The organism is Algiphilus sp., assembly GCF_023145115.1.
Classification (GTDB): Bacteria; Pseudomonadota; Gammaproteobacteria; order Nevskiales; family Nevskiaceae; genus Algiphilus.
On record NZ_JAGLEJ010000039.1, the window covers coordinates 42,104 to 66,310 of the forward strand.

At 72.0% G+C, this 24,207-nt stretch carries 26 protein-coding genes and 1 pseudogene; 1 reads left to right on the forward strand and 26 read right to left on the reverse strand.

The features are described from left to right. Position 1: 1 nt before the first annotated feature. Positions 2-1,168 (reverse strand): FAD-dependent oxidoreductase, encoded by a 1,167-nt coding sequence (locus tag KAH28_RS13290; RefSeq protein ID WP_366918198.1) that lies wholly within the window; start codon positions 1,166-1,168, stop codon positions 2-4. 528 nt (positions 1,169-1,696) lie between these two features. On the opposite strand from KAH28_RS13290, the gene KAH28_RS13295 reads away from it, so the two are divergent. Next, positions 1,697-2,116, forward strand: coding sequence for a universal stress protein (locus KAH28_RS13295; protein ID WP_290577400.1), 420 nt, complete (start codon positions 1,697-1,699; stop codon positions 2,114-2,116). 34 nt (positions 2,117-2,150) lie between these two features. Here KAH28_RS13295 and fliR read toward each other — a convergent pair whose 3' ends face one another. From fliR to flgL, 25 genes and pseudogenes are all read right to left on the reverse strand, one after another. After that, positions 2,151-2,918, reverse strand: a complete 768-nt coding sequence (gene fliR / locus KAH28_RS13300) for a flagellar biosynthetic protein FliR (RefSeq protein ID WP_290577402.1) — start codon at positions 2,916-2,918, stop codon at positions 2,151-2,153. An 11-nt stretch (positions 2,919-2,929) separates the two neighbouring features. Next, the gene (gene fliQ / locus KAH28_RS13305) at positions 2,930-3,199 is read right to left on the reverse strand and encodes a flagellar biosynthesis protein FliQ (protein WP_290577405.1); all 270 of its coding nucleotides are present in this window, start codon (positions 3,197-3,199) and stop codon (positions 2,930-2,932) included. Continuing rightward, on the reverse strand, positions 3,196-3,942 hold the full coding sequence (gene fliP, locus KAH28_RS13310) for a flagellar type III secretion system pore protein FliP (protein WP_290577407.1): 747 nt from the start codon (positions 3,940-3,942) through the stop codon (positions 3,196-3,198). The genes fliQ and fliP overlap by 4 nt, the downstream gene beginning before the upstream one ends. Beyond that, positions 3,939-4,286 (reverse strand): flagellar biosynthetic protein FliO, encoded by a 348-nt coding sequence (locus KAH28_RS13315; protein ID WP_290577409.1) that lies wholly within the window; start codon positions 4,284-4,286, stop codon positions 3,939-3,941. The genes fliP and KAH28_RS13315 overlap by 4 nt, the downstream gene beginning before the upstream one ends. A 5-nt stretch (positions 4,287-4,291) precedes the next feature. Continuing rightward, positions 4,292-4,681: a flagellar motor switch protein FliN gene (fliN, locus tag KAH28_RS13320; protein WP_290577411.1), complete on the reverse strand. Its 390-nt coding sequence runs from the start codon at positions 4,679-4,681 to the stop codon at positions 4,292-4,294. 38 nt (positions 4,682-4,719) lie between these two features. After that, positions 4,720-5,715 (reverse strand): flagellar motor switch protein FliM, encoded by a 996-nt coding sequence (fliM, locus tag KAH28_RS13325; protein ID WP_290577413.1) that lies wholly within the window; start codon positions 5,713-5,715, stop codon positions 4,720-4,722. After that, the gene (locus KAH28_RS13330) at positions 5,712-6,200 is read right to left on the reverse strand and encodes a flagellar basal body-associated protein FliL (RefSeq protein WP_290577415.1); all 489 of its coding nucleotides are present in this window, start codon (positions 6,198-6,200) and stop codon (positions 5,712-5,714) included. Before KAH28_RS13330 ends, fliM begins: the two co-directional genes overlap by 4 nt. Before the next feature lie 73 nt (positions 6,201-6,273). Continuing rightward, positions 6,274-7,521 (reverse strand): flagellar hook-length control protein FliK, encoded by a 1,248-nt coding sequence (locus tag KAH28_RS13335; RefSeq protein WP_290577417.1) that lies wholly within the window; start codon positions 7,519-7,521, stop codon positions 6,274-6,276. Beyond that, on the reverse strand, positions 7,518-7,943 hold the full coding sequence (fliJ, locus tag KAH28_RS13340) for a flagellar export protein FliJ (RefSeq protein WP_290577419.1): 426 nt from the start codon (positions 7,941-7,943) through the stop codon (positions 7,518-7,520). Before fliJ ends, KAH28_RS13335 begins: the two co-directional genes overlap by 4 nt. Further along, entirely contained in the window at positions 7,940-9,262 is a 1,323-nt protein-coding gene (locus KAH28_RS13345; RefSeq protein ID WP_366918199.1) for a FliI/YscN family ATPase, read from the reverse strand. The genes fliJ and KAH28_RS13345 overlap by 4 nt, the downstream gene beginning before the upstream one ends. A gap of 20 nt (positions 9,263-9,282) precedes the next feature. After that, entirely contained in the window at positions 9,283-9,855 is a 573-nt protein-coding gene (locus tag KAH28_RS13350) for a FliH/SctL family protein (RefSeq protein ID WP_290577423.1), read from the reverse strand. Continuing rightward, positions 9,848-10,879, reverse strand: a complete 1,032-nt coding sequence (gene fliG / locus KAH28_RS13355) for a flagellar motor switch protein FliG (protein ID WP_290577425.1) — start codon at positions 10,877-10,879, stop codon at positions 9,848-9,850. Before fliG ends, KAH28_RS13350 begins: the two co-directional genes overlap by 8 nt. Beyond that, positions 10,872-12,476 (reverse strand): flagellar basal-body MS-ring/collar protein FliF, encoded by a 1,605-nt coding sequence (gene fliF, locus KAH28_RS13360; protein WP_290577426.1) that lies wholly within the window; start codon positions 12,474-12,476, stop codon positions 10,872-10,874. The genes fliG and fliF overlap by 8 nt, the downstream gene beginning before the upstream one ends. Before the next feature lie 10 nt (positions 12,477-12,486). Further along, a complete protein-coding gene (gene fliE, locus KAH28_RS13365; RefSeq protein ID WP_290577428.1) occupies positions 12,487-12,816 on the reverse strand; it encodes a flagellar hook-basal body complex protein FliE in 330 nt (109 codons plus the stop codon). Between the two features lie 57 nt (positions 12,817-12,873). After that, positions 12,874-13,869: pseudogene (locus KAH28_RS13370) on the reverse strand (sigma 54-interacting transcriptional regulator); the annotation flags it as partial. Positions 13,870-14,018: 149 nt separating this feature from the next. Continuing rightward, on the reverse strand, positions 14,019-15,398 hold the full coding sequence (gene rpoN, locus KAH28_RS13375; RefSeq protein WP_290577433.1) for an RNA polymerase factor sigma-54: 1,380 nt from the start codon (positions 15,396-15,398) through the stop codon (positions 14,019-14,021). Positions 15,399-15,567: 169 nt separating this feature from the next. Continuing rightward, complete coding sequence (locus tag KAH28_RS13380) at positions 15,568-16,113, reverse strand: response regulator transcription factor (protein ID WP_290577435.1); 546 nt, start codon at positions 16,111-16,113, stop codon at positions 15,568-15,570. Positions 16,114-16,272: 159 nt separating this feature from the next. After that, positions 16,273-16,794, reverse strand: coding sequence for a PilZ domain-containing protein (locus KAH28_RS13385; RefSeq protein WP_290577437.1), 522 nt, complete (start codon positions 16,792-16,794; stop codon positions 16,273-16,275). Next, on the reverse strand, positions 16,787-17,098 hold the full coding sequence (locus KAH28_RS13390; RefSeq protein ID WP_290577439.1) for a hypothetical protein: 312 nt from the start codon (positions 17,096-17,098) through the stop codon (positions 16,787-16,789). The genes KAH28_RS13385 and KAH28_RS13390 overlap by 8 nt, the downstream gene beginning before the upstream one ends. Next, positions 17,095-17,505 carry a flagellar export chaperone FliS gene (gene fliS, locus KAH28_RS13395; protein ID WP_290577441.1) on the reverse strand — a complete coding sequence of 137 codons (411 nt, stop codon included), beginning with the start codon at positions 17,503-17,505 and terminating at the stop codon, positions 17,095-17,097. The genes KAH28_RS13390 and fliS overlap by 4 nt, the downstream gene beginning before the upstream one ends. Before the next feature lie 65 nt (positions 17,506-17,570). Continuing rightward, positions 17,571-18,929, reverse strand: a complete 1,359-nt coding sequence (gene fliD, locus KAH28_RS13400) for a flagellar filament capping protein FliD (protein WP_290577443.1) — start codon at positions 18,927-18,929, stop codon at positions 17,571-17,573. A 33-nt stretch (positions 18,930-18,962) separates the two neighbouring features. Next, positions 18,963-19,274, reverse strand: coding sequence for a flagellar protein FlaG (locus tag KAH28_RS13405; protein ID WP_290577445.1), 312 nt, complete (start codon positions 19,272-19,274; stop codon positions 18,963-18,965). A gap of 100 nt (positions 19,275-19,374) precedes the next feature. Beyond that, positions 19,375-20,526: a flagellin gene (locus KAH28_RS13410; protein ID WP_290577447.1), complete on the reverse strand. Its 1,152-nt coding sequence runs from the start codon at positions 20,524-20,526 to the stop codon at positions 19,375-19,377. A gap of 160 nt (positions 20,527-20,686) precedes the next feature. After that, positions 20,687-23,203 (reverse strand): EAL domain-containing protein, encoded by a 2,517-nt coding sequence (locus KAH28_RS13415; RefSeq protein ID WP_290577449.1) that lies wholly within the window; start codon positions 23,201-23,203, stop codon positions 20,687-20,689. 99 nt (positions 23,204-23,302) lie between these two features. Beyond that, positions 23,303-24,205 carry a flagellar hook-associated protein FlgL gene (gene flgL / locus KAH28_RS13420; RefSeq protein ID WP_290577451.1) on the reverse strand — a complete coding sequence of 301 codons (903 nt, stop codon included), beginning with the start codon at positions 24,203-24,205 and terminating at the stop codon, positions 23,303-23,305. Positions 24,206-24,207 lie beyond the last annotated feature (2 nt).

Sequence of the window (24,207 nt, forward strand, 5' to 3'; positions counted from 1 at the left end):
CTCAGTGCCCCACCGAGGCCGCGCCCTTCTCGCCGACCAGCGCGAAGGCGCCGAAGCGATCCAGCCCGAAGGGCGCGATGAGCTCGTGATTGCGGCCCGCCGCCACGGTGGCGGCCATGGTCCATCCGCTGACCGGCGTGGCCTTGAAGCCCCAGGTGCCCCAGCCGGCATCGAGATGGAAACCGTCGACCGGCGTCGTGCCCATGATCGGCGCGAAGTCCGGGGTCATGTCCGCCATGCCGGCCCACTGGCGCAGCACGCGCAGCCGGCCGACCCGCGGCAGGAGGTCGAGCAGGCGGTCGGCCAGGCCCTCGACGAAGCCGAAGGTGGCGCGCGTCGCGTGCAGCACGGCGGGGTCAACCGCGGCCCCCATCACCAGCTCGCCGCGCGCCGACTGGCTGACGTAGACGTGCAGGCTGCCCGACACCACGATGGTGTCGAGGAAGGGCTTGACCGGCTCGGTCACGCAGGCCTGCAGCGGATAGATCTCGATGGGCGTGTCCAGGCCCAGCATGTCGGTGATGGCGGGCGTCGAGCCGGCCACCGCCGAGACCACCGCCCCGCAGGCGATCGCGCCGCGGTCGGTGACCACGCCGGTGATGCGCCCCCCGGCGGTGCGCAGACCGGTGACGCGCGTCTGCTGGTGGATCTCGACGCCGTGCGCGGCCGCGGCGCGCGCGTACCCCCAGGCCACGGCATCGTGGCGCGCGACCGCACCGGGGCCGTGGAACAGCGCGCCGTGCACGGGATGCCGGCCGCCGCAGTCGAGATCGATGCCCGGCACCGCCTCCGCGATCTCGTCGCGATCGGCCAGACGGCTGTCGACGCCGAGATGCCGATTGACCTCGGCGCGCCAGCGCATGGTGCGCATGGCCTCGTCCGAGTGCGCCAGCGTGTAGTGACCGCGCTCGGAATAGAACAGGTTGATGTCCAGCTCCTCCGACAGCGTGCGGAACATGCGCACGCTGGTGTCGTAGAAGCGCACCCCTTCCGGAGTCAGATAGTTCGACCGCACGATGGTGGTGTTGCGTGCAGTGTTGCCGCCGCCTAGGTAGCCCTGCTCCAGCACCGCCACCCTGCGGATGCCGTGCTCGCGCGCCAGGTAATAGGCACAGGCCAGCCCGTGCCCGCCGCCGCCGATGACGACGACGTCGTAGTGCGGCGCCAGCGGTCCGGCTTCCGGGAAGAAGCGCGGCGCATGCTCGCCACCCGAAAGCCCCTGCTTGAGCAGCGTCCAGGACACGGTCAGGCGCGCTCGCTCGGGGCGAATCGGTACGCAGCGTCGATTGCGGCTGGGAGGCGCAACGGATTTCCTGAAGAGAAACTTTGTTTCCTGCAGGGAATGCAAGGCGCTTGCCAGATGCCGTGCGCACTGCGGGAAACGCCCCCGTCCGCATCGGGTGCAGCGGACAACCCGCTGACCGGGAACGGCTTTCAGGCAGCGTCGAGGCGGCCGTGCGGCGCCGGGGCAGAGCAGGGGCGCCGATCGACGACCGAAAGCCCGCCCCGCAACCGGGCGTGCGCCGCCACCGTGCACCCATGCGGGGCGGGACCGTGCACCTTCCCGCCCCGGTCCATCATCCCGGCTGAGCCCGATCGGTGCGGTCGCCACCGCAACCGTCCGGCCGGCGCGCGCCACCACCACCCTGTTCTAGACTCGGGGCAACCGCATCGAAAAGCCGGAGGAGAGCGCACCATGTACCAATCCATCCTCGTGCCCACCGATCTCGCGCACGTCGACAAGCTCCACAAGTCACTGCAGACCGCGGTCCATCTCGCCCAGCAGTACGGCGCGACCCTCTGCTACGCCGCGGTCACGCCGAACGGACCGTCTTCGGTGGCGGCCTCGGCGGAGGAATTCGAGCAGAAGCTCAAGGCGTTCGCCGCCGAGCAGGGCGAAACCCACGGGGTGAAGACCCGCTCCGTCGCCGTCGTCGCGCACGACGCCGCGGTCGAGCTCGACGACAGGCTGCTGGACACCATCGAGGAAACCGGCGCCGATCTCGTGGTCATGGCATCCCATGTGCCGGGCCTGGCGGACCGGCTCCACATCATGCACTCCAACGCCGGCAGGATTGCCACGCGGGCGGAGGTATCGGTCTTCGTCGTGCGCTAGCGGCGCGCACAGCCGCCGGTCGTGACCCGTCGCGCTACGAGGCGCGGCCGGCGGCGACCAGGAAGGTCTCGTCGAACAGTTCGCCCAGCGGCGCGGTGATGGCCGGGAGCCACGCCCACATCGCCAGCAGCACCAGCAGCAGCGTCGCCGGGAAGCCGATGGCGAAGAGGTTGAGCGCCGGTGCGGCGCGCGACACCAGGCCGAGGGCGAGATTGGCCGCCAGCAGCGCGGTGAGCACGGGAAGCGATACCTGCGCGGCACCGGTGAAGATGATCGCGGAGAAGCGCAGCCAGGCGTCGATCTGCTCCGGTCCGGGCAGCGCGCCGCCCACCGGGAACAGGGTGAAGCTGGTGACCAGCGCGTCGATCAACCGGAGATGCCCGTCCATGGCGAGGAAGATGAGCATCGCGATCACCGTCATGAAGGCGGCCAGCACACCCGAGCTGGTGCCGCGCAGCGGATCGGTGAGCTGCGCGAACGACAGACCGGCGGCGGCCGATATGGCCTCGGCGCCGAGCGCCACCGCCTCGAAGGCGAACAGGAAGATGAAGCCGATGGCGAGGCCGACCACCACCTGCTGGACCACGGCCAGCCACCAGTCGGCGCCGAACAGGGGCATCTCGGGTGGCGCGGGCAGCACCATCGCCAGCAGCAGCGCCAGGGCCAGTGCCATCGTCAGCCGCGCGCGCGGCGTGACGTTGCGTGCCCCCAGCACCGGCGCGATGGCGACGAAGCTGCTGGTGCGCAGGAGCGGCCAGAGCAGCGCGTGGTAGGCGGTCGCCAGCGCGTCGAGGGCGAGCACGCCCTCCATCGCTAGCCGATGAGTCCGGGGATGCTGGTGAACAGCCGCTGCGTGTAGTCGACCAGCAGTCCCAGCATCCACGGCCCCGCCACCAGCAGCGCGGCCGCCACCGCGAGCAGCTTGGGGATGAAGCTCAGCGTCATCTCGTTGATCTGGGTGGCGGCCTGGAAGACGCCGATCACCAGGCCCACCAGCAGCGCGACACCGAGCATCGGAGCGGCCAGCAGCACCACCACCTCCAGGGCGCCGCGGCCGATGGACAGGACCGCCTCGGGCGTCACGCGAAGCTCCCGGCGAGCGCACCGATGACCAGCGTCCAGCCGTCTACCAGCACGAAGAGCATGAGCTTGAACGGAAGGCTGATCAGCATCGGCGACAGCATCATCATGCCCAGCGACATCAGCACGCTGGCCACCACCAGATCGATGATCACGAAGGGGATGAACAGCAGGAAGCCGATCTGGAAGGCGGTCTTCAGCTCGCTGGTGACGAAGGCCGCGGCCAGCACCGTGAACGGCACCGCATCGGCACCGTCATAGGGCTCGTCCCCGGCCAGGCGGGCGAAGGTGGCGAGGTCGGCCTGTCGCGTCTGCTGCAGCATGAAGGTGCGGATGGGCTGCTGGGCGGCGGTGAGCGCCTCGCCGAAGTCGAGCTGCTCCTCGGTGTAGGGCTCGGCGGCCTGTTCCCATACCGCACTGGCGGTGGGCTGCATGATGAAGGCGGTGAGCAGCAGCGCCAGGCCGAGCAGGATCGGATTCGACGGCGTCTGACCGGTGCCCAGCGCCTGACGCAGCAGACCGAGCACCACGATGATGCGCACGAAGCCGGTCATCGACAGCAGCAGCGCCGGCAGCAGCGTCACCAGCGTCATCGCCACCAGCACCTGGAAGCTCAGGCTCCAGGTCTGGTTGCCGTCCTCGCCGGTGGTCATGGTGAGCGCCGGCAGTCCCGTCTCCTGTGCGACGGCGGGGCCGGCCAGCAGGAGACCGGCGAACGCCAGCAGCGGCAACAGCGCGCGCGTCATTCGCCACCCCGGCGCATGCGCGCCAGCCGTTCGGCGAAGGGCATCGCCGCCTGCGCCTCCGGCAATTCCGGTGCATCGTCGTAGCGGTGCAGCACGCGCACGCCGTTCTGCCCCACCGACAGCAGCAGGTGGGCGCCGGCGGCATCGACCAGCATGACGCGATCGCGCGGTCCGAGCGCATGCGCGGCCCGCACCCGGAACCAGCCGGCTGCGGGCACGAAACCGCCACGCAGGCGACGCACGCCCCAGGCCGTGGCCAGGATCAACGCCACCACCACCAGCAGCGCAACGAAGGCGCGCAGCGCGGCGGCGGCAGTGCCGTCGGTGAGCGAGGCCGCTTCCATCGCGACTAGCGCAGCTTGCGGATGCGCTCGGCCGGGCTGACCACATCGGTCAGGCGAACGCCGAACTTGTCGTTGACCATCACCACTTCGCCGTGGGCGATGAGGGTGCCGTTGACGAACACGTCCAGCGGTTCGCCGGCGAGGCGGTCGAGCTCGACCACCGAGCCCTGCGAAAGCTGGAGCAGATTGCGGATCGGGATGCGCACGCGGCCGACCTCCATCGACAGCGAGACGCCGACGTCGAGGATGACGTCCAGGTTGACGTCGGGCTGCGCGCCGTCGGCCGGCTTGTCCTGCTGCAGATCCTCGAACTGCGCGGGACGCGCCTCGCCGGATGCGGACGCGCTCTTGGCCGGCGCTTCGGTCTCGGTGTCGCTGTAGGCGGTTTCGCTCATGATGGGGCCCGGTGCGTGCGAATGGATGGGGCGCCGGCTCAGCCGAGCGCGGACGCGCCGCCCTCGCGGCGCGCGAATTCGGTGATCTGGACGGCATGGTTGCCGTTGGCGGTGCCGAGACGGCCGCGGAATACCGGCAGGTCCTCGACGGTGAGCTCGACGGCGTCCTGCCAGTCCAGCGGGATGACGTCGCCCGCCTTGAGCTGCATGACGCGGCGCAGGCTGAGCTGGGGCGTGTCGAGCACCGTGCACAGCTCGACCTCGGCGTCCTGCATGCGGCTCTTGAGCGCTGCCGCCCAGCGGTCGTCGCGATCGTCGCGATCGGACTGCAGGCCGGCGTCGAGCAGATCCTTGATCGGCTCCACCATGGCGTAGGGCAGCGTCACGTGGATGTCGCCCGAACCGCCCTCCAGCTCGACGTGGAACTTCGAGACCACGACCAGCTCGCTGGGCGAGACGATGGTCGCGAAGTGCGGGTTCACCTCCGAACCGCTGTGCTCGAAGTCCAGGTTCATGACGGGCGCCCACGCCTCGTGCATGTCGTGGAAGGCCTGGCGCAGCATGAGCTGGATGACGCGCGATTCCACCGGCGTGAACTCGCGCCCCTCGATCTTCACCGGATAGCGCCCGGCGCCGCCGAAGAAGGTATCGACCGCGGTCACCACCAGCTTGGGCTCGAAGACGAACAGGCCGGTGCCGCGCAGCGGCTTGATCTTCACCAGATTGAGGCTGGTGGGCACGAACAGCGAGTGCACGTAGTCGGAGAACTTCACCATCTCGACGCCGCGGATGGAGATCTCCGGCGAGCGCCGCAGCATGTTGAACAGGCCGATGCGGAAGTAGCGCGCGAAGCGCTCGTTGATCATCTCCAGCGTCGGCAGGCGGCCGCGGATGATGCGGTCCTGCGCCGCCAGGTCATAGGGACGCGCCTCGCCGGCGAGCGGATCGTCCTCGTCGGTGCTGACCGCGCCGGAATCGACGCCGCCGAGCAGCGCGTCGATCTCGTCCTGGGAGAGAAGGTCGTTGCCGCTCATTGCATGACGAAGTTGGTGAAGTAGATCGCCTCGACGGCGCTCTCGGCCACCTCGAGCTCGGCGAGGCGGGCATTGATCGCATCCAGCGACTGCGCGCGCAGGGCTTCCTTGCCGTCGCGCGTGAGGAGGTTCTGGTAGTCGGCGGTCGACATCAGCATGAGCAGCTCGTTGCGCAGCAGCGGCGCGTGCTTCTCGAGCGCCCCCGGAACGGCCGAATCACGCGTCATCAGGGCCACATCGATCTTCAGGTAGCGCATGTAGGCGCCGTCCGGCAGATTCACCACGAAGGCCGGCTCGAAGGGCCAGTAGATCGGCTCCGCCAGCCTGGGTGCCGCCGGTTCGTCGGTCTCGGCATGCGCGGCCACCTGCGTCAGGTAGTACCAGCCACCGCCACCGCCGAGCGCTGCCATCAGCAGCCCCACGATCAGCGTGCGCATCATCCCGCCGCCCTTCCTGCTGTCATCCTGAGCTGCTGCCTCGGCCATGGTTCTCGATTCCGGTGCGCGGACGCGTCGTGCCCGCCTCCGCGATCCGTGCTGCAAGCGCGGCGCCACCGCCTCAGGCCCAGCCCTCGAACAGGCCGCGCGCCCGAAGAGCGGAGGCGGTGATGGGGACGGACGGTGGCTCGCCGCTGTCGTCGGGTCCGCCCGCGCCGTGCCCGGCGGCGTCCCGCTGCCCGCCCGTCGACGCGCCGCCGCCGGTGTGCTGCTGGGAAACCGACGCGTCGCCGAGCTGCAGGCCCTGCCCGGCGAGCTGCTGCTGCAGGAGCGGCATCGCCTGCTCGAGGGCCGCGCGCGCGCCGGCGGTGGCGGCCACGAAATGCGCGCTCAGCGCACCCTGCTCGCTCCGCCCCAGCTGGATGTCCAGGCGCCCGAGCTCGGGCGGATCGAGCCGCAGACTCGCCTGCCAGCGGCCCTCGGTGGCCGCCTCCACCATGACGCGCGCGGCCGCCTCGGCAAGCTGCTGCGGCGCCGCGGTGGTCGTCGGCAGCGCCGGCGCCGCCATCGGCGGAGACACCTGCGGTGCCTGTCCGACCGGCGAGGGCGCGGCGGCAGGCACCGCCGCCGGCGCCGAGGCCTCAGCACCGACGCCCGGTGCGGACGTGGCACCCGCCGGGCTCGTACCGCCCTCGCCGCGCATCGCGCGCATGACCGCCTCGCGCAGCGCGCGCGGCAGCGGCTCGGTCGGCGATGGCGCGGCACGCGGCCCGTCGGCCTGCGGGTGTGCGGGTGCGGCCGCGGCCGCTTCGGTGCGCGGCGCAACGGCAGCGCGTGCACCCTCGTCGGCGGGCGGTCGCGGCCCGGACGCCTGCGCATCGATGCCGGCGCGATCGACGGTCCGGCCTCCGGCATCGGGGGGGCGGACGCGCGCGGCCGTAGCGGCACCGTCGCCGACGTCCGCCGAAGCCGGGGGTGCGCGTTCCGCGCGCACCGGCGCTTCCGCGGCCGGCGGAGGCGGTACGGCCGTGGCCGCCGCTGCCGCGGGCGCATCGGCTTCGGGCCGGCCGCCCGGCGGTACGGCACCGTCGCCTTCGGCGGACAACGCCGCCGGTGCCCTGCCGGCCCCTTCGGTGGTCCTCGGCTCCGGCCGCTCGGCAGCGGTGCCGGCCGCCGCTTCGGCGACATGTGCTTGAGTCGACTCGCCATCCGCTTCGCTTGCCGGTCGCCGCGTCGCGGACGCCGGCGCCGCATCACCGGCGCTGTCGGCCATCAGGCGCGCGAAGGGCGCGCCGTCATCGCTCGCCGCTCGCCGCGGAGGTCCCGCCGGCGGCGGCGCCGGCGGTGCCGCGCCGACCGCCGGCGTCATGCACTCGCCCGGCAACGACTGCCGGCCCAGTCATCGAGCGCGTCCTGCGCACGGCGGCGGGCCTCGTGGTCCGCGGCGCGCTGATAGCCGGCCTGCAGCCGGTCGAGCACGTCGCGATCCTGGCGCGCCAGCATGTAGCGCGTGCGGCAGGCCTCGACCGCCGCCTCTGCCTGCTGCAGGCGGGCTGCCTGCGCGCGCACCGCCTCCTGGAGCCGCCCGAGGAACACGGTCCGGTTGGCCAGCCACTGCGCCGACGCGCGCACCGGCGCGGCTTCGTATTCGTGCAGATAGCCGAGCAGCTCGCTGGCCCGCGCGGATTCGGCGCGGGCGCGCTCCTGCGCGGCGGCGAGCTCGCGGGCGGCGGCATCCTCGTGGACGCGGCGGACACGGGCGACGGCATCGAGGGGACGGGTTCCGGTCACGTCTGCTGCTCCTGAAAGATGGCCTCCAGCGCCTGCTGCGATGCCGCCATGTCGGCCACTTCGCCGCGGTCCTGCCGCAGGAAGGCCTCGATGCGCGACCAGCGCGCCAGCGCTTCGTCGGTATCGGCATCGGTGCCCTGCTTGTAGGCACCGATGGTGATGAGGTCACGGTGGCGGCTGTGCGCGGCCAGCAGGCGCCGCAACCGACGCGCGGCGTGCTGCTGCGGCTGATCGGTGACCGCATCGGCAACGCGCGAGACCGATGCCTCGACGTCGATGGCGGGAAACCGTCCCGACTCCGCGATGCCGCGCGACAGCACGATGTGGCCGTCGAGGACGGCGCGCGCGGCGTCGGCGACCGGGTCCTGCAGATCGTCGCCGTCGACCAGCACGGTGTAGATGGCGGTGATGCTGCCGGTGCCGTCACCGTTGCCGGCACGCTCGACCAGCTGCGGAAGGCGCGCCAGCGCCGACGGCGGATAGCCGCGCGTGGCGGGCGCCTCGCCGGTGGCGAGACCGATCTCGCGGCCGGCGTGAGCGAAGCGGGTCAGCGAGTCCATGAGCAGCAGCACCGACCGCCCCTGATCGCGGAAGTACTCCGCCACCGCCGTCGCCAGCCAGGCACCGCGCAGCCGCGCCAGCGGCGGCGCATCGGCGGGCGCCGCGACGACGCAGGCGCGGGTCATGCCCTCGGCGCCCAGGGTGTCGTGCACGAAATCGCCGACCTCGCGACCGCGCTCGCCGATGAGCCCGACGACGACCACATCGGCGGTGGTGTTGCGCGTCATCATGCCGAGCAGCGTCGACTTGCCGACGCCGCTGCCCGCGAAGAGTCCGACGCGCTGGCCGCGGCCGAGCGTCAGCACGCCGTTGACCGCGCGCACGCCGACGTCGAGCGGCGTGGTGATGGCACGACGCGCGAGCGGATTGATCGGCGCCGGGGCGGCATCGGCGGGCCGCGTGCCGCGCGGATCGGCGCGGCCGTCGAGGGCGCGCCCGTTGGCGTCGACCACGCGCCCGAGCCAGTCGGGACCGATGCGCGCCACGGCGCCGCCGGCCCGCTGGGCCACCGCGGCCTCCGGCAGCAGTCCGACCGGGTTGTCCAGCGGCATGAGCAGCGTGCGCCCGTGCGCGAAACCCACCACCTCGGCGGCGATGTCGCGCCCGTCGGCGACCGCGATGCGCACCCGCGACCCCAGCGGCGCGCTGCAGCCCTCGGCCTCCAGCGTCAGGCCGACTGCGCGGCGCAGGCGGCCGCTGCGCACGAAGCCGGGCTCGGGCGGCACGGTGCCGGCGATCGCTTCGAGACGTCCGCGCAGCCGCTCCGCACGTACCGCGTTCACGCCTCCATCTCCTGATCGGCATCCAGCCACTGGCGCGCCAGCGTGTCGAGGCGGGCGTCGAGACCGGCATCGACCCCGGCGGCACCGCGCCAGACGCGGACGTCGCCGCGCGGCAGATCGGGGTCGTCGTGCCACTGCACCGTTGCCGGCAGCGCGACATCCTCGGGCAGCCCGGCGCGATCCTGCGGGTGCAGCGCGACATGCGCCGCGCCCTCGCCCTCGACCAGCGCCTCCAGCGCGTCGCGCACCAGCCCCAGCACCGCGTCGGGGTCGACCGCCAGCGTGTGCCGGGCCAGTCGCGCGCCGATGCGCAATGCGAGATCGCGCAGCTGCTCGACGACGGCGTCGTCCGCCGCCGCCAGCGGGCTCGCGAGCGCCGCGGTCAGCGCCTCCAGGCGCTCGGCGGCGGCCTTCACATCCTGCATGCCGGCGGCGAAACCGTCGGCGTGGCCCTTCTCCCAGCCCTCGCTGTAGGCGCGCGCCTGCACGCTCTCCAGCTCGGCCGTGGTGGGCGGCCGGCTTCCGGATCCGAAGTCCGGCAGCGCGACGCGACGGGCGGCCTCAGACATATTCGTCCGCCCCGCCCTTGCTGCCCAGCGTCAGCTCGCCGTCGTCGGAAAGCTGACGCGCCAGCGCCAGGATCTCCTTCTGCGCGGCCTCGACGTCGGATACCTTCACCGGCCCGCGCGCCTCCAGGTCCTCGAGCAGCATCTCGGCGGCGCGCTTGGAGATGTTGGCGGTGATCTTCTCGCGCACGCGGGCATCGGCCCCCTTGAGCGCCACCGGCAGCTTGTCGCCGGGGACCTCGCGCAGGAGGCGCTGGATGCTGCGGTCGTCGAGCGTGGCGAGGTCGTCGAACACGAACATGAGGTCCTCGATGCGCTCGGAGAGCGTCGCGTCCATGTCGCGCACCGCCTCGATGAGCTGGGTCTCGGTGCTCGAATCGAGGAAGTTGAGGATGCTGGCGGCGACCTTGACGCCGCCGACGCTGGACGACTTCAGGTTGTTGTTGCCGGAGAACTGCCGCTCCATGATCTCGTCGAGCTCGTTGAGCGCGTTGGGCGGAATGCCCTCGAGCGTGGCGATGCGCATGACCACATCGGCGCGCGTGCGCTCGGACAGCAGTCCCAGCACTTCCGCGGCCTGGTCGGGTTCGAGATAGGCCAGCACGATGGCGACGATCTGCGGGTGCTCGTTGCGCACCAGATCGGAGATGGCGCGCGCGTCCATCCACTTGAGCGCATCCAGGCCCTTGGTCTGGCTGCCCACCAGGATGCGGTCGATGAGCCGGCCGGCCTTGTCCTCGCCGAGCGCATTGGCCAGCACGCGACGCACGTATTCGTCGGCCCCGACGCCCAGCGAGGTCTGGCCGTCGAGCTCGGCGACGAAGCTGGAGATGACCTGCTGCGCCTGCTCGGTGGTCACCGGCCCCATGCGCGCCATGGCCGCGCCGAGCTTCTGCACCTCGCGCGCGCTCATGTGCTTGAGCACCTCGGCGGCCTCGGCCTCGCCCAGCGACAGCAGAAGCACCGCGGCGCGGTGGGTGCCGTCGCCGATGCCGGCGGCCGGCCGTTCCATGAGGGCCTCAACCATCGCTGCCCACCCAGGTCCGCATCAGCTGGGCGACCCGCTTGGGATCGGTCTGCACCACGGTACGGGCGACCTGGAGCTGGCGCTCGTAGGGCGCCTCCCGCATCTCGGGCTCGGGCGCGTCGTCGCCTTCGTCGGGCGCCACCGTACCGGCGAGCCGGGGATAGGTCTCGGGCTCGTCGACCGCCTGCACGGTCACCGGCTGCAGCAGGGCGCGCAGGGTCGGGCGCAGCACCGCGAAGATGAGTACCAGCAGCACCAGCACGCCGCCGAAGTTGCGCGCGAGCATGGTGCCCCAGCCATCGTCGAGATAGCGCTCCCAGATCGGCGCCGCCTCGGGCGCCGCCGGCACGACGGCATCGGCGAAGCGGGCATGCTCGATGCTCAGGCGATCGCCGCGCTGGGCGTCGAAGCCGATCGCGCCCTCGACGAGCTGCCGCAGCTGCTGCATCTCGGCCGGCTCCAGGGGCCGCGTGCTGACGGTGCCATCGGCAGCGGTGACCCGGACATGGTCGACCAGCACCGCCGCCGAGACGCGCTTGAGCGCGCCGGCGGGCTGCTCGGTCATGCTGTACTCGCGCCCCACCGCGTACTCGCGCGACACTTCGCGCAGACTCGGCGGCGCATCGGGATCCGCCGCGGGCGCGGGTGCCGGTGCGGCACCGTCGGGGTTGCCCGGCATGTTGGCGGCCGCGCCCGCTGCGGCGCCGGCGGGCTCGCCGCCGCGCTCCTCGCGCAGCTGCTCGCTGGTGATGGCGGCGGGGTCGGCCTGCACGCGCTCGCTGGCGAGCTGACGGGTCTCGACGTCGTGCTCGACGGTGACCTGGGCGCGCACACGCCCCTCGCCCACCAGGGCCTCGGCCAGGCCGATGATGCGGGAGGCCAGCAGTGCCTCGGTCTGACGGGCGAGATCGAACTGCTGGCGCGAGGCGGCGATCACGCTCCCCTCGCCGTCGGGATCGGAGAGCAGGTTGCCGGCGCTGTCCACCACCGTGACGGCGGACGGGTCCATCTGCGGCACGCTGGCGGCGACCAGATTGACGATGGCCTGCGCCTGGGCGGCGTCGAGGCTGCGCCCGGGGCGCAGGTCGACCACCACCGAGGCGCTGGCGCGGCTGGCGTCGCGCACGAAGGCGGACTCGCGCGCCACCGCCAGATGCACGCGCGCGCTGCGCACCGGCGACAGACTGGCGATGGTGCGCCCGAGCTCGGTCTCCAGCGCGTACTGGTAGCGCGCCGATTCCATGAACTGGCTGACCCCGAAGCCGGGCGACTCGGACAGCATCGCGAAGCCGTTGTCCGGGCCCAGCGCGTCGTTGCCGGCGAGCTGCATGCGCGCGGCGTGGAGCTGCGTCCGGGGTACCGATACCGCGTCGCCGTTGTCGGCAGTGCGGGCCGGAATGCCGACGGCCTCCAGGCTGCGCACGATCTCGGCGGAGTCGCGCAGCTCGAGGCCGGTGGCCACCGGCGTCCAGTCGGCGCCGCGCGACCACATGTACACGCTGATGCCCGCGGCGACCGCGAGCGCGAGACCGGCGAGCAGCAGCACGGGCTTGAGCGCCGGGACCTGCTGAACGATCTGGAACGGGGATTGCGCCATCGTCGGGCCCCTACAGCGGCATGTTCATGATGTCCTGGTAGGCCGCCACCGCCCGGTTGCGCACCTCCACGGCGGCGCGGAAGGCCACGCCGGACTCCTGCATCTTCAGCATGGTGGTGGCGAGATCGCCCCGCCCCAGCTGGAAATCGTCGGCCGCGCGCGCGGCGTCGGCCTGGCGGTCGTTGACCCCGCGCACGGCGTCGCGCATGGCATCGACGAAGCCGCTGCGCTGCGGCGCCTCGGCGCCGGCGGCGGGGGTCGGCGCGGCGGCGGGCAGCGTCGAGCGCGCCTGCAGCGCACGCATCTCGCTCAGTACGCGATTGATCCCCATCTCATCCATGGCGGCGATCTCCGTGCTTCATCCCCCGGAACATCGGGCAAGGCGCGTGCCCCGGCATCAGCCGTTCGCCGGCGCGGAGGCGCCGTCCGGCGCGATGTCGTGCTTGCGCAGCTTCTCGATCAGGGTGGTGCGCGACACGCGCAGCAGCTGCGCGGCATGGGTGACGACCCCCTCGCTGCGCGCCAGCGCCTCGCGGATGAGACCGGCCTCGATGCGCGCGAGATGGTCGCGCAGGTCGAGGCCCTCGCGGGGCAGCGATGCCTCGGTGTCGGGACGCGCCCGCACCGGCGACGGCGCTGCCGTGTCGGGATTGAGATCGGCGCGATAGCGCGGCGGCAGGTCGTCGACACCGACCGTGTCGTCGATGCAGAGCACCGCCAGGCGTTCGATCAGGTTCGCCAGCTCGCGCACGTTGCCCGGCCAGTGGTAGTGCGACAGCGCTTCCAGCACGGCGGGCGCCGGACGCAGCGGCTTCCCGGAGGCGGTGGGCGTCCGCGCGCACAGCGCATCGATCAGCGCCGGGAGATCCTCGCTGCGCGCACGCAGTGCCGGCAGCTCGATGGGAAAGACCGCGAGCCGGTAGTACAGATCCTCACGGAAGCTGCCGTCGGCGATGCGCGTCTCCAGATCGCGGTGGGTGGCGGCGACGATGCGCACGTCGCAGCGCAGGGTCTGGGTGCCGCCGACGCGCTCGAAGCTGCGCTCCTGCAGCACGCGCAGCAGCTTCACCTGCATGGGCAGCGGCATGTCGCCGATCTCGTCGAGGAAGATGGTGCCGCCCTCGGCGAGCTCGAAGCGCCCCTTGCGCGCCGCGATGGCGCCGGTGAAGGCACCGCGCTCGTGGCCGAAGAGCTCGGACTCGAGGAGCTCGGCCGGAATGGCGCCGCAGTTGATGGCGACGAAGGGCCGGCCGGCGCGCTCGGAGGCGTCGTGGATGGCGCGCGCCACCAGCTCCTTGCCGGTGCCGGACTCGCCGGTGATCAGCACGTTGGTGTCGAAGCCCGCGACCTGGGCGATGAGGGCGCGCACGCGCCGCATCGGCGCGCTGTCGCCGACCAGGCGACTGCCCGGAACGCGCCCGGTCTCGGGTTCGACGGCGCGCGGCGTCTCCCGGGCGGCGGGAACGGTGGCGGCGACCGGCGGCTCGAGCGTGAGGACGGTGTCATAGACCATGCGAATGGCTCCCGGTGGAACGCGACCGATCAGGCCGACAGGGCGAGGGGCTGAGCCGCGGCGCGCATGCGCGCCGGCGGGATGCCGAGCGATTCGCGGTACTTGGCCACCGTGCGGCGGGCGATGCGGATGCCGCGCTCCGCCAGGCGCTCGGCCACCGCGGCATCGTCGAGCGGCGCATCGGGGCGCTCGCCGGCGATGAAGCGCCGGACCAGCGCACGCGCCGCGGTGTTGGAGGCCCCACAGTCGGCGCCGAAGCCGGCGCCGAAGAAGTGCTTGAGCTCGTAGATGCCGCGCGGCGTCGCCACGTACTTGCCGCGGGTGACGCGCGAGACGGTCGATTCGTGCACGCCCACCTCGCCGGCGATCTCGCGCAGCATCATCGGCGCCAGCACCTCGTCGCCACCGGCGAGGAAGGCGAACTGCCGGCGGAAGATGGCGTGCGCCACCTTGAGCAGGGTGTCGGCGCGCTGCTCGAGACCGCGCAGCAGCCAGCGGGCCTCCTGCAGCTGATCGCGCAGGCCGGCGCTGCCCGGCGCGCCGCTTTCGACCACGCTGGCATAGCCGGGATTGATGCGCAGCCTGGGGGTCGCGAACTCGGAGAGCGTCACGGTCCAGCGACCGTCCACCCGCGCCACCACCACGTCCGGCAGGACCGGCGCACCGGTCGCGGCGGAACGCCCCGGGTGCGGATCGAGCCGGCGCAGACAGTTCAGCGCCTCGGAGAAGGCCGCGTCGTCGAGCCGGAGCTTGCGCTGCACCGCGAGCAGCTCGCGACCGGCGAGGCGCTCCAGGCCGACCGCGATCAGCGCGCGGGCGTTGCGCACCATGGCGCTGTCGGGCATGGCGTCGAGCTGGAGGCGCAGGCACTCGTCGAGGTCGCGCGCTCCGAATCCGGCCGGCGCCAGCTTGCGGATGAGCGCAAGCGCGGCGATGAGCGCGCCGGTGGGCAGTCCCTGGCTGCAGGCGAGCTCGTTGAGATCGCCTTCCAGCCAGCCGCGCTCGTCGATCGCGCCGAGGACCGCGAACGCGGCGTGCAGCTCGCGCGCGCTGCTGCACTCCACGGGCAGGTCGCGCATCAGGCGCTCGACCACACCGTCCGGTTCCGGGGCCGCCACCGGCAGCGCGCTGTCGAAGCGCTCGGCGCCACCCGACATGGGCGTGAAGCTGTCGTCCCAGTTGGAATCGAGCGCGAGATCGCCGGCGGCATCCTCGTTGCCGGTGTCGTCCGCGACTTCGCCGTCGTCGGCGTCGTCGGCATCGACCTCCAGCATGACGTTGCTGGCGAGCCACTGCCCGACCTCGACCTCGAGATCCTCCGACGTCAGCCCGAGCAGGCGGATCTGCTGGGCAAGCTGCGGCGTCACCGTGGTACGGGTCGCCTGATGGGCGCGGGTATCGACTCGCATCGTGCTCTCCTGTTCGCTGATTCTCGGCCGGACCGGGCTCCGGATTTCCGGCGGTTCCGGCGCGACGGTTTTCCGTCGTCGCGCTGCCATCATTGGCCAGGAACCGTTCAGCTCCTACAAGAGATAGACTTACATGCGTAAGGTTATGTACTACGAATGCCGTACGCGCTCAGTAGCCTGCGGCCTGCCGCCCCTGAACCGCCAGCACGAGCAGCTCGTGCGCACTGCGGGCGCCCAGCTGCTGCATGAGGCGTGCCCGGTGGGTCTCCACGGTCTTCACGCCGATGCCGAGCAGGTCGGCGATCTGGCGCGTCGTCATGCCGTTGCCGAGCAGATCCATGACCTGCCGCTGGCGCGGCGACAGCCGGTCGAGCAGCGAGCCGGTGGCGCCGGGCACGCGGCCGTTGAGAAGATCGCCCACCAGCTCCGCGGGCAGCCAGGAATGGCCCTGCGACAGCTGCTGCAGCGCCTTGACGCAGGTCTCGGCATCGCTGTCCGGTGCCAGCACACCGGTCACGCCCTGGTTCAGGGCCGCGCGCAGGGCCTCGCGGTCGGCGCTGCTCAGCAGCAAGATGGGGGCCGAGGCATGCGCCGCCCGGATGCGACCGAGCCGCTCGCCCAGCACACCGGCGCCGAGCGCCGTTCCGTCCACCACGAACACGCGCGCGCCGCTCTCGCGCAGAGCGCGGGTAAGCCGGCTATCGGTCGGCAGCACATCCACCTTGTAGACCCCGCGCTGCGCCCGGAGACCGGCGGCGAACAGCTCGCCGACCGCGCGGTGGGGGAAGAGAACGGCGACGCGGATGGCGGGGAACTCCGTGCGGGCGGCCGGACGGCCGGGAGCCCGATGGTAGCGGCTGGACGGGCGCCGCCGTCACCCCGCTCGACGAGCGGCGATCTCGCGGCGATGCAGGCGGAACAGCAACTGACTGTAGAGCTCGGCGGTCGCCTCGTCGGGCGCATCGAGCAGACACACCCAGTCGCTGCCGTCGCGCTGCACGCGCACCGGCAGTGGCAGCGGCATGGGCAGTCCGTCCAGGCAGTAGAGCAGCAGCCACTGCCGTTCATCCCGCTCTTCGCTACCGTCGGCTTCCAGGAGCAGACGATCGGGCAGCAACCTCACCGCTCTGCTGGGTGGTAGCGGCCGATGAATGGCGAGCAGTTCGGCGCCCATCCAGAGCAGCAGATCGAGCTTGGTGTGCAGACGGCGCACGGATTCGGATGAAACGCCGCTCTCCCCCTCCCCTTCGTCGATTTCCTGCACGCCGCCGAGGCCGCCGATGTCGATCAGCCGTCGCAGCAGCGCGACGAAGGGCGTCGGCGCGTCGTCGAGGCGCGGCTGCCAGAGCAGCGGCATGCGCGCCGTCGCCGACAGCCCTGCGCCGGTCTCAGCCATGGGCGTAGGCACGCACGGCGTTGCGGCGGCCGTGCAGCCGGGAGAGCTCGCGGCGTGCATCCTCGCGCAGCGCCTGCACGTGGCCCAGCAGGCCCTGATAGGCGTCGTGCCACTGGCGCAGCTCGTCGGGCGGCGGCAGCGTGCCGCGCGCCTGGCGCTCGCGCAGCTCGGCGCCGGCCGCCTCGGCCACCGCCAGCGCAGCGGCGAAATCACCGGCGACCAGCGCCTGGCCGATGCGCTCGTGCGGCGGTGCGATGGCGACGCCTGTGGCGGTACCGTTGCCGATGGCGGTCGGCGCGCTCATGCCGCGACCCCCTGACGCGAACCTGCCGGAATCGCATCCCAGGCCCGCTTGATCTCGCCGAGCAGTTCCGCGACCTCGGCATAGGCCGCATCGTCGCGATGCAGATTGGCCTCGAAGAGGCGGAGCACGCAGTATTCGTAGAGTCCGCGCAGACCGCGGGCAACCTCGCCGCCCGCCTGTTCATCCAGAATGCCGTCGAGATAGCCGACGATCTCCACGACGCGCGACGATGCCCGGCGGCGCGCAGCGTCATCGCCGCCGGCGAGTGCCTGGCGTGCGGCTGCGATGCGCGCCAGCGCACCGGCCAGCAGGCATTCGATGAGCTGATGCGGCGACTGCTCGGCAGCCGCGGCGAGCGGACCGGACTGTCCGTAGTGGTCGACGGCACGGGCATAGGCGACAGGCATGGCGATTCTCGTGTTGGGTGCTTGCCCTGTTATCGGCCGTTCCGGCGTGAACTTGAAGGCCGCGATCAGCCGCTCGTCACGCCGAGCTGCTGGGCCAGGAAGTTGCTGTCCTGCTGGAGCTGCGCCATGAGCGTGTCGAGCGCGGCGAACTGGCTGCGCAGACGCGACTCGATCTGCTCGATGCGCCGGTCGAGGGCCTCGCGATCATCGGCCACGCGATCGAGACGCCGATCGATGGCCTCGGTGCGCGAGGCGAACAGGCCATCGTCGCCGAGATAGCCGGCGAGACGGCTGTCCGCGCGACCGCCGAGGCCGGCGCTGCCGAGCAGCGCGGCGACGCCCTCGGTATCGTCGGCAATGGCCGCATCGAAGGCGGCGCGATCGAAGCTCAGGCGGCCCTCGGCGTCGCCCTCGATGCCGAGCTGCGAAAGCACGCGGGTGCCGGCGCCCTCGCCGCCCTGCACGCGCAGCAGGTCGCGCATGGCGTTGTCGACGCCGCGCGCCGCCGCGTCGCCCTGCAGCGCGCCCGCGAAGCCGCTGTCGGCGTTGAAGGCGGTGACCTGCTCTACGGTGTCGCGGCTGCTGTTGTAGGCCTTGACGAAAGCGGCGACCGCATCGGCGAGCGGCGCATCGTCGCGCGCCACCGTCACGGCGGACGTGCTCCCTGGCTCCGCGCGCGCCACATCGATGGCGATGCCGTCGATGACCTCGTCGAAGCGATTGCCGGCGCTGGTGATCTGCACGCCGTCGATGCGGATCGACGCATCGGCGGCCGCGGCGACCTCGGTGAGCTGATCGGTGCCGACGTCGCCGGTGTAGCGCAGCGCGTCGAGGCCGCCATCGCCGCCGGTGGCCGTGACGCTCAGCGTGTTGGCCGCGCCGGTGCTCTCGGCGCTCAGGATGAGCTGGGCACCGGCGGCGCCGTTGACCACAGTCGCGCGCACGCCGGTGTTGTCGGCAGCGGTGTTGATGGCCTCGGCGATGGCGGCCGGGGTACCGCCGCCGGCGCCGATGACGACGTCGAAGCTGTCGCCCCCAACCCCGAGCGTCAGCGTGCCGGTGCCGACATCGCTGCCGGCGTCGAAGGCGGCCGAGCGCAGCTTGTGCGCGCGTGCCAGTGTCTCCACCTCGACATCGAAGCGCGCCGGCGAGGCGCTGCCGGAGGCGGTCACGGTGAACGGTGCATCATCCTCGTAGGTGGCCTTGTTGGGCGTCTGCGAGGCCTGCTCGGCCAGCGCGGTGGCGGCGCTGCGCAGCGCCGCGATGCTGGTGGACAGGCTGTCGAAGGCGGTCGATTCCTGCCGCGAGCGGCTTTCCACCCGGTCGAGGCGGGCGGTCGGCCCCGCGCGTTCGGCCGAGACCAGCTGGGTGACCAGCGATTCGAGATCCAGGCCGGATCCGATGCCGGCGAATGTAATGGGCATGTTCGGCCCTCCGTACTGTGCGATGACGCGCGATCAGGCCTCTGCATCCACCGTGCCACCGCGTGCGTCGGTGATCATGTCGGCGACGCGCAGCAGCACCTCGCTGGGGATCTGACGCACGACTTCGCCGGTGGCGGGGTCGCTGATGCGGATGACGACGCGCTGCTGGTCGTCGACCTCGAAGCGCACGTCGGCGCTCGACGGCGGCGCGGTGACCGCCTCCGACGGCATCGCCTGCGCCACCGGTTGCACCGCAGCCGGTGCAGCCGGGGGCGCCGGCGGGGTCATCACGGACGGACGCGGCGCTTCCGCGGGATAGCGTTCCAGGGAGGTAATATCGATCATGGGACAACCCTCCGTGCCGGCGCGGCCGGCAACAAGCAAAACGGGGGCCGACCTCCGCCGGCCCCCGTGAAGGGATCACGCCTTGTGAGCGAATCGCGCATTACCGCAGCAGGCTGAGCACGTTCTGCGGCGCCGAGTTGGCCTGGGCGAGCATCGCGGTACCGGCCTGCTGGAGGATCTGCCCGCGCGTCAGCGAGGCCGTCTCCGCCGCGAAGTCGGCATCCTGGATGCGCGACCGCGAGGCGCTCAGGTTCTCGGAGGTCGTCTGCAGATTGGCGACCACCGACTCGAAGCGGCTCTGCAGCGCACCGAGATCGGCGCGTGCGGTGTTCACGGTGTCGAGCGCGCTGTCCACCAGGCTGATCGCGGTCTGCGCACCGGCATAGTTGCCGACGGTCAGCGTGTCGATGCCCGTGGTGGTGGCGGCGGCGCCCACCGCGCCGTTGGCCCAGCCGGTGATGGTGGCGTCGTTGGCGGCTCCGGCGACCGTCACGGCGGCCGAGCTGTTCAGCGTGATCTGGCCGGTGGCCGAATCGTAGGACGCGCCGACGTCGGTCTGCTGGGAAACCGCGTTGATGGCGTTGACCAGCTGGCCGGCACGCTCGGAGGCGCTCGACGCGGCCGAGATGGCACCGACATCCACGCCGTTGATGGTCAGGTCGCCGGCCGAGATGGCGGTACCGAAGCCGGTCAGGCTGGACGCCGCCACCGAGAGGGCGCCACCGGTGGCCTGGGTGACCGAGCCGAGGGCCGCGGTGTTGATGTCGGCGATCGACGACACCGTGATCGTTTCACCCGCGTTGGCACCGACCTGGAACGAAGCACCCGCGAAGGAACCGTCGAGCAGATTCACGCCGTTGAAGGAGGTCTGGTCGGCGACGCGGTTGATCTCGGAGAGCAGCTGCGAGACTTCCGCCTGCAGGGCGTTGCGGTCGGTGGCCGAGTTGGTGGCGTTGGACGACTGCACCGCCAGCTCGCGGATGCGCTGCAGGTTGTTGGTGACCTCGCCCAGGGCACCCTCGGCGGTCTGCGCGAGGGAGACGCCGTCGTTGGCGTTGCGCACGGCCTGGTTCATGCCGCGGATCTGCGAGGTGAAGCGCTCGGAGATGGCGAGACCGGCGGCGTCGTCCTTGGCGCTGTTGATGCGCAGACCGGACGAGAGACGCTCCATCGACGTCGCCAGCTGCGACTGCGTGCTGGCGATGTTGCGCTGGGCGTTGAGAGACATCACGTTGGTGTTGATCGAAAGCATGGCGAAGACTCCTGGAAGGGCACTCGGGTCGGTGCCCGGCGTGCCGGGCAGTGGTGGGGCGCCAGCGGCGCCTTCGATCCCGGTATCGGCCCCTTCCCTCCGCCATTGAGGCCCCGCCGGGCCGCGGCGGTGCCAGCGGCACCGCGCGGCCGACGAGCGGCTAGCCCTCGCCTTCCTCGTCCGCGATCAGGGGGCGCGCCTTGCCGCACAGGTCGCCCTGCGCCAGCAGCACGCCGCGCGCGCGCAGCAGGTCGGCGGTGCTGCGCCGCTCGACACCCTCGGCGATGACCGCGCCGCCGAGCTCGGTGGTGGCCGCGCAGGCCGCGTCCACCAGATGCCGGTAGACCGGCTCGTCGTCGAGGCGCGCCACCGTCCGGCTGTCGATCTTGATGCCGTCCGGCTGCAGCTGGCGCAGCTTCTCGAAGGCATCGACCCCGGTGCCGAAATCGTCCAGCCAGACACCGAAGCCGCGCGAGCGCAGCCCGTCGATGAGCGGTGTGGTGGCGCTGGCGCCCTGCGGCAGGTCGCGCTCCGCGATCTCGAAATGCAGCCGGCCGGCGGGCGCGGCCGCGCTGTCGAGCAGGCTCAGGCAGTCGCGGGTGAACAGCGGATCGGCCACCGACTGCGCCGACAGGTTGATCCACAGCGGCCCCTCGGGCGCCATGTCGAGCGCGATGGCGTCGAGCACTTCGCGCAGCACGTGCATGTCGATGCGCGGCATCAGGCCCAGCCGACGCGCCGCCGGCAGGAAGGTCCGCGGCAGCACCAGCGCGCCGTCGGCATCGCGGTAGCGCAGCAGGACCTCGTGCCCGGTCACGCCGCCGTCCTTGAGCGTGCTCACCGGCAGGCATTCCAGCGTGAAGCTGCCGCCGCGCCCTTCGAATGCGGTCTGCAGACGCTGGGCCCAGTCCATCTCGCGACGGGTACGCCGGATGTCGGCATCGCCCGGATCGAAGGCATGCACGCGATTGCCACCGGCGCGCTTGGCGACGTAGCAGGCGGTATCGGCACGCGCCAGCGTCTCGCCGGCATCGGTGCTCACCGGCGCTACGCCCAGGCTGAGCGTGACGCGGAAGGTGCGCCCCTCGAAGTCGAATGCGAAGTCGCGTACCGCCTCCAGCAGCGAATCGGCGATCCCATGCGCATCCTCGACGGTGCAGTCGGGCAGCAGCGCGCCGAACTCGTCGCCGCCCAGCCGCGCGAAGCGATCGCCGGCGCGCAGCCGGCTGCGCACCAGGCGTGCGACCTCGATCAGCAGCGTGTCGCCGGCGGCGTGGCCGCAGCTGTCGTTGACGATCTTGAAGTGGTCGAAGTCGAAATAGATCAGCGCGTGACGCTGGCGTGTCATGCGGCCCGCCTCGGCAAGCCTGTCCGCGCAGTCGCCGAGCAGGTCCTCGAAGGCGCGGCGATTGAGCAGGCCGGTGAGCTCGTCGTGATTGGCCTGGTAGGCCCAGCGCGCGCTGAGCTGACTGGCGTCGGAGACATCCTGCATGACGAACACGCTGCCCAGGATCTCGCCCTGGCGGGAGACCATCGGCTTGACCGTGTAGCGCACCGGGACCAGCTGGCCGCCGTCGGTGCGCAACCGCGGGAACGGTCCCGGCTCGCTCACGCTGCCCACGCGCAGCAGCGTGCCGACGGGATCGGCCAGCGGCGCATCATCGTCGCCGCCCACCAGCGCCACGCAGTCGGCGAAGCGCTCGCCGACCAGGCGGGCACGCTGGCGCCCGAGCAGCGCGCAGGCGGCATCGTTGGCGTAGGTGACGACGCCGCGCGCGTCGGTGCGCAGCACGCCGTCGCCGATGGCCGCGAGCGTGATCTGGGCCAGCTCGTTGGCCTCGAACAGCGCATCCTCGGCCTGGCGGCGCGCCGACACGTCCTGGATCTGGGCGATGAAGTAGAGCGGCACGCCGTCGCGGTCGCGCGCCAGACTGACGTCCAGCTGCACGCTGACCAGCCGCCCGCCCTTGTGCCGGTAGCGCTTGAAGATGCGGTAGCTGGCGCGGTTGCCGGCGAGTGCCTCCTCCACCAGTGCCCGATCGGTGGCGATGTCGTCGGGGTGCGAGATCGCCTGCCAGGTGGTGCGCAGCAGCTCGTCCTCGCTGTAGCCGACGATGCCGCTCAGCGCCGCATTGACCTTGAGGAAGGTGCCGTCGAGATCGATCAGTGCCTTGCCGATGGGGGCGAGATCGAAGCTCAGCCGCAACCGCTCCTCCGACTCGCGCAGCGCGCTGCGCGCCACGCGCATCTCGGTGAGATCGCGCCCCTCGGCAAGCAGCAGACAACCCTGCGCCGTCCCGTCGCTGCTCACCGGCTTGACCGAGAAATCCACCTCGGCATGCGCGCTGTTGGCGCCGCAGATGCTCTCGTCGTAGCGCACCAGCTCGCCGCTGCCGGCGCGCGCCACGGCATCCCTGAGACGCTCGCGTACCGCGCCGCTGCCGGCGAACCACGGGGTATCCCACGCCAGCCGGCCGATGACGTCCTCGCGTTCGACCCCGGCGAAGGTCAGTGCCGCATCATTGACTTCCAGCACCCAGCCATCGCGATGCAGGACGCCCATGAACTGCAGCGCCGAATTGAAGATGGCCCGATAGCGCAGGTCGCGCTCGCTGCCTTCGCTGGGTGCGGACGCGGCGGAATGCTCCGCGTTCTGCTCACGTATGGACGACGTCATGGCGGGGTCCCGGGGCGGCATGGACAGGGGCAGGGGGAACGATGCCCCGCCCTCGCGCGCCGTGCGCACGGGACCGGCACGGCGGTAGCCCGGGGCCGACTAGCGGATCAGGTCGAACAGGCTCTGCTGCTGGACCTGCAGATAGGCCTGCTGGGTCGCGCTCAGCCGGTTGCCGGCCTGCGCCATGTCGGTCACGGCCCGGGTGATGTCGGTATCGACCAGTGCCGAGCGCGCGGCGGTGAGCTGCTCGTTCTCGGCATCGCGTACCGCACCGGCGCGGTCGATGGCGGACAGGCGGGCGCCGATCCGGCCACGCGCGAGATTGAGCTGCTCCAGGCGCGCGTCGAGCGCATCCAGCGACGCGGCAAAACCGTCGGCGCGCGCCACCGGATCCGGCTCGGCCAGCGCCGCCGCCACCGCGTCCACGGCCGCGAAGGCATTGGCGCTGTCGCCACCGAAGACGGCCGTGCCGCGCTCGCCGTCGGCGACCGTGCTGCCCTCGTTGATCGCGACCAGTCGCGTGCCGGCATTGCCCGAGTAGCGCACGACACCGCCGGCATCGGGCGTGAAGGCGGCACCGTCGGCGGTGCCGGCGAACAGCGGGCGCCCCTCGCCGTCGGTGGCGTTGGCGGTCTGCAGCAGCTGCTCGCGGATCTGCGCCACCTCGCCGGCGAGCGCGACCCGGTCGGACTCGGACAGCGTGGCATTGTTGCCCTGCACCGCGATCTCGCGCACGCGGCCCAGCAGATCGGCGCCCTGCGCGATGCGGGTCTCCGCCATCGACAGGCGATGCTCGGCGCGGTCGCCGGCGCGGCCATATCCGGCCAGCTCCGACAGGCGGGCCGTCATGCGGCTGGCGCTGGAGAACGCCGAGGGATCCTCGCCGGCACGCGTGATGCGCTGACCGGACGACAGCTGCTGCTGTGCCGTGGCGAGCTCGCCCTGCGCCTGCTGCATGGCAGCGACGACCTGCCGATAGATGGTGCTGGATGCGACGCGCATGC

Bases quoted from the DNA above. Each gene is read 5' to 3' on its own strand.
- KAH28_RS13295 (WP_290577400.1), top strand. From the start codon at position 1,697: ATGTACCAATCCATCCTCGTGCCCACCGATCTCGCGCACGTCGACAAG.
- fliP (WP_290577407.1), bottom strand. From the start codon at position 3,942: ATGACGCGCGCGCTGTTGCCGCTGCTGGCGTTCGCCGGTCTCCTGCTG.
- KAH28_RS13315 (WP_290577409.1), bottom strand. From the start codon at position 4,286: ATGGAAGCGGCCTCGCTCACCGACGGCACTGCCGCCGCCGCGCTGCGC.
- fliN (WP_290577411.1), bottom strand. From the start codon at position 4,681: ATGAGCGAAACCGCCTACAGCGACACCGAGACCGAAGCGCCGGCCAAG.
- fliM (WP_290577413.1), bottom strand. From the start codon at position 5,715: ATGAGCGGCAACGACCTTCTCTCCCAGGACGAGATCGACGCGCTGCTC.
- KAH28_RS13330 (WP_290577415.1), bottom strand. From the start codon at position 6,200: ATGGCCGAGGCAGCAGCTCAGGATGACAGCAGGAAGGGCGGCGGGATG.
- KAH28_RS13335 (WP_290577417.1), bottom strand. From the start codon at position 7,521: ATGACGCCGGCGGTCGGCGCGGCACCGCCGGCGCCGCCGCCGGCGGGA.
- KAH28_RS13350 (WP_290577423.1), bottom strand. From the start codon at position 9,855: ATGTCTGAGGCCGCCCGTCGCGTCGCGCTGCCGGACTTCGGATCCGGA.
- fliG (WP_290577425.1), bottom strand. From the start codon at position 10,879: ATGGTTGAGGCCCTCATGGAACGGCCGGCCGCCGGCATCGGCGACGGC.
- fliF (WP_290577426.1), bottom strand. From the start codon at position 12,476: ATGGCGCAATCCCCGTTCCAGATCGTTCAGCAGGTCCCGGCGCTCAAG.
- fliE (WP_290577428.1), bottom strand. From the start codon at position 12,816: ATGGATGAGATGGGGATCAATCGCGTACTGAGCGAGATGCGTGCGCTG.
- rpoN (WP_290577433.1), bottom strand. From the start codon at position 15,398: ATGCGAGTCGATACCCGCGCCCATCAGGCGACCCGTACCACGGTGACG.
- KAH28_RS13385 (WP_290577437.1), bottom strand. From the start codon at position 16,794: ATGGCTGAGACCGGCGCAGGGCTGTCGGCGACGGCGCGCATGCCGCTG.
- KAH28_RS13390 (WP_290577439.1), bottom strand. From the start codon at position 17,098: ATGAGCGCGCCGACCGCCATCGGCAACGGTACCGCCACAGGCGTCGCC.
- fliS (WP_290577441.1), bottom strand. From the start codon at position 17,505: ATGCCTGTCGCCTATGCCCGTGCCGTCGACCACTACGGACAGTCCGGT.
- fliD (WP_290577443.1), bottom strand. From the start codon at position 18,929: ATGCCCATTACATTCGCCGGCATCGGATCCGGCCTGGATCTCGAATCG.
- KAH28_RS13405 (WP_290577445.1), bottom strand. From the start codon at position 19,274: ATGATCGATATTACCTCCCTGGAACGCTATCCCGCGGAAGCGCCGCGT.
- KAH28_RS13410 (WP_290577447.1), bottom strand. From the start codon at position 20,526: ATGCTTTCGATCAACACCAACGTGATGTCTCTCAACGCCCAGCGCAAC.
- KAH28_RS13415 (WP_290577449.1), bottom strand. From the start codon at position 23,203: ATGACGTCGTCCATACGTGAGCAGAACGCGGAGCATTCCGCCGCGTCC.
- flgL (WP_290577451.1), bottom strand. From the start codon at position 24,205: ATGCGCGTCGCATCCAGCACCATCTATCGGCAGGTCGTCGCTGCCATG.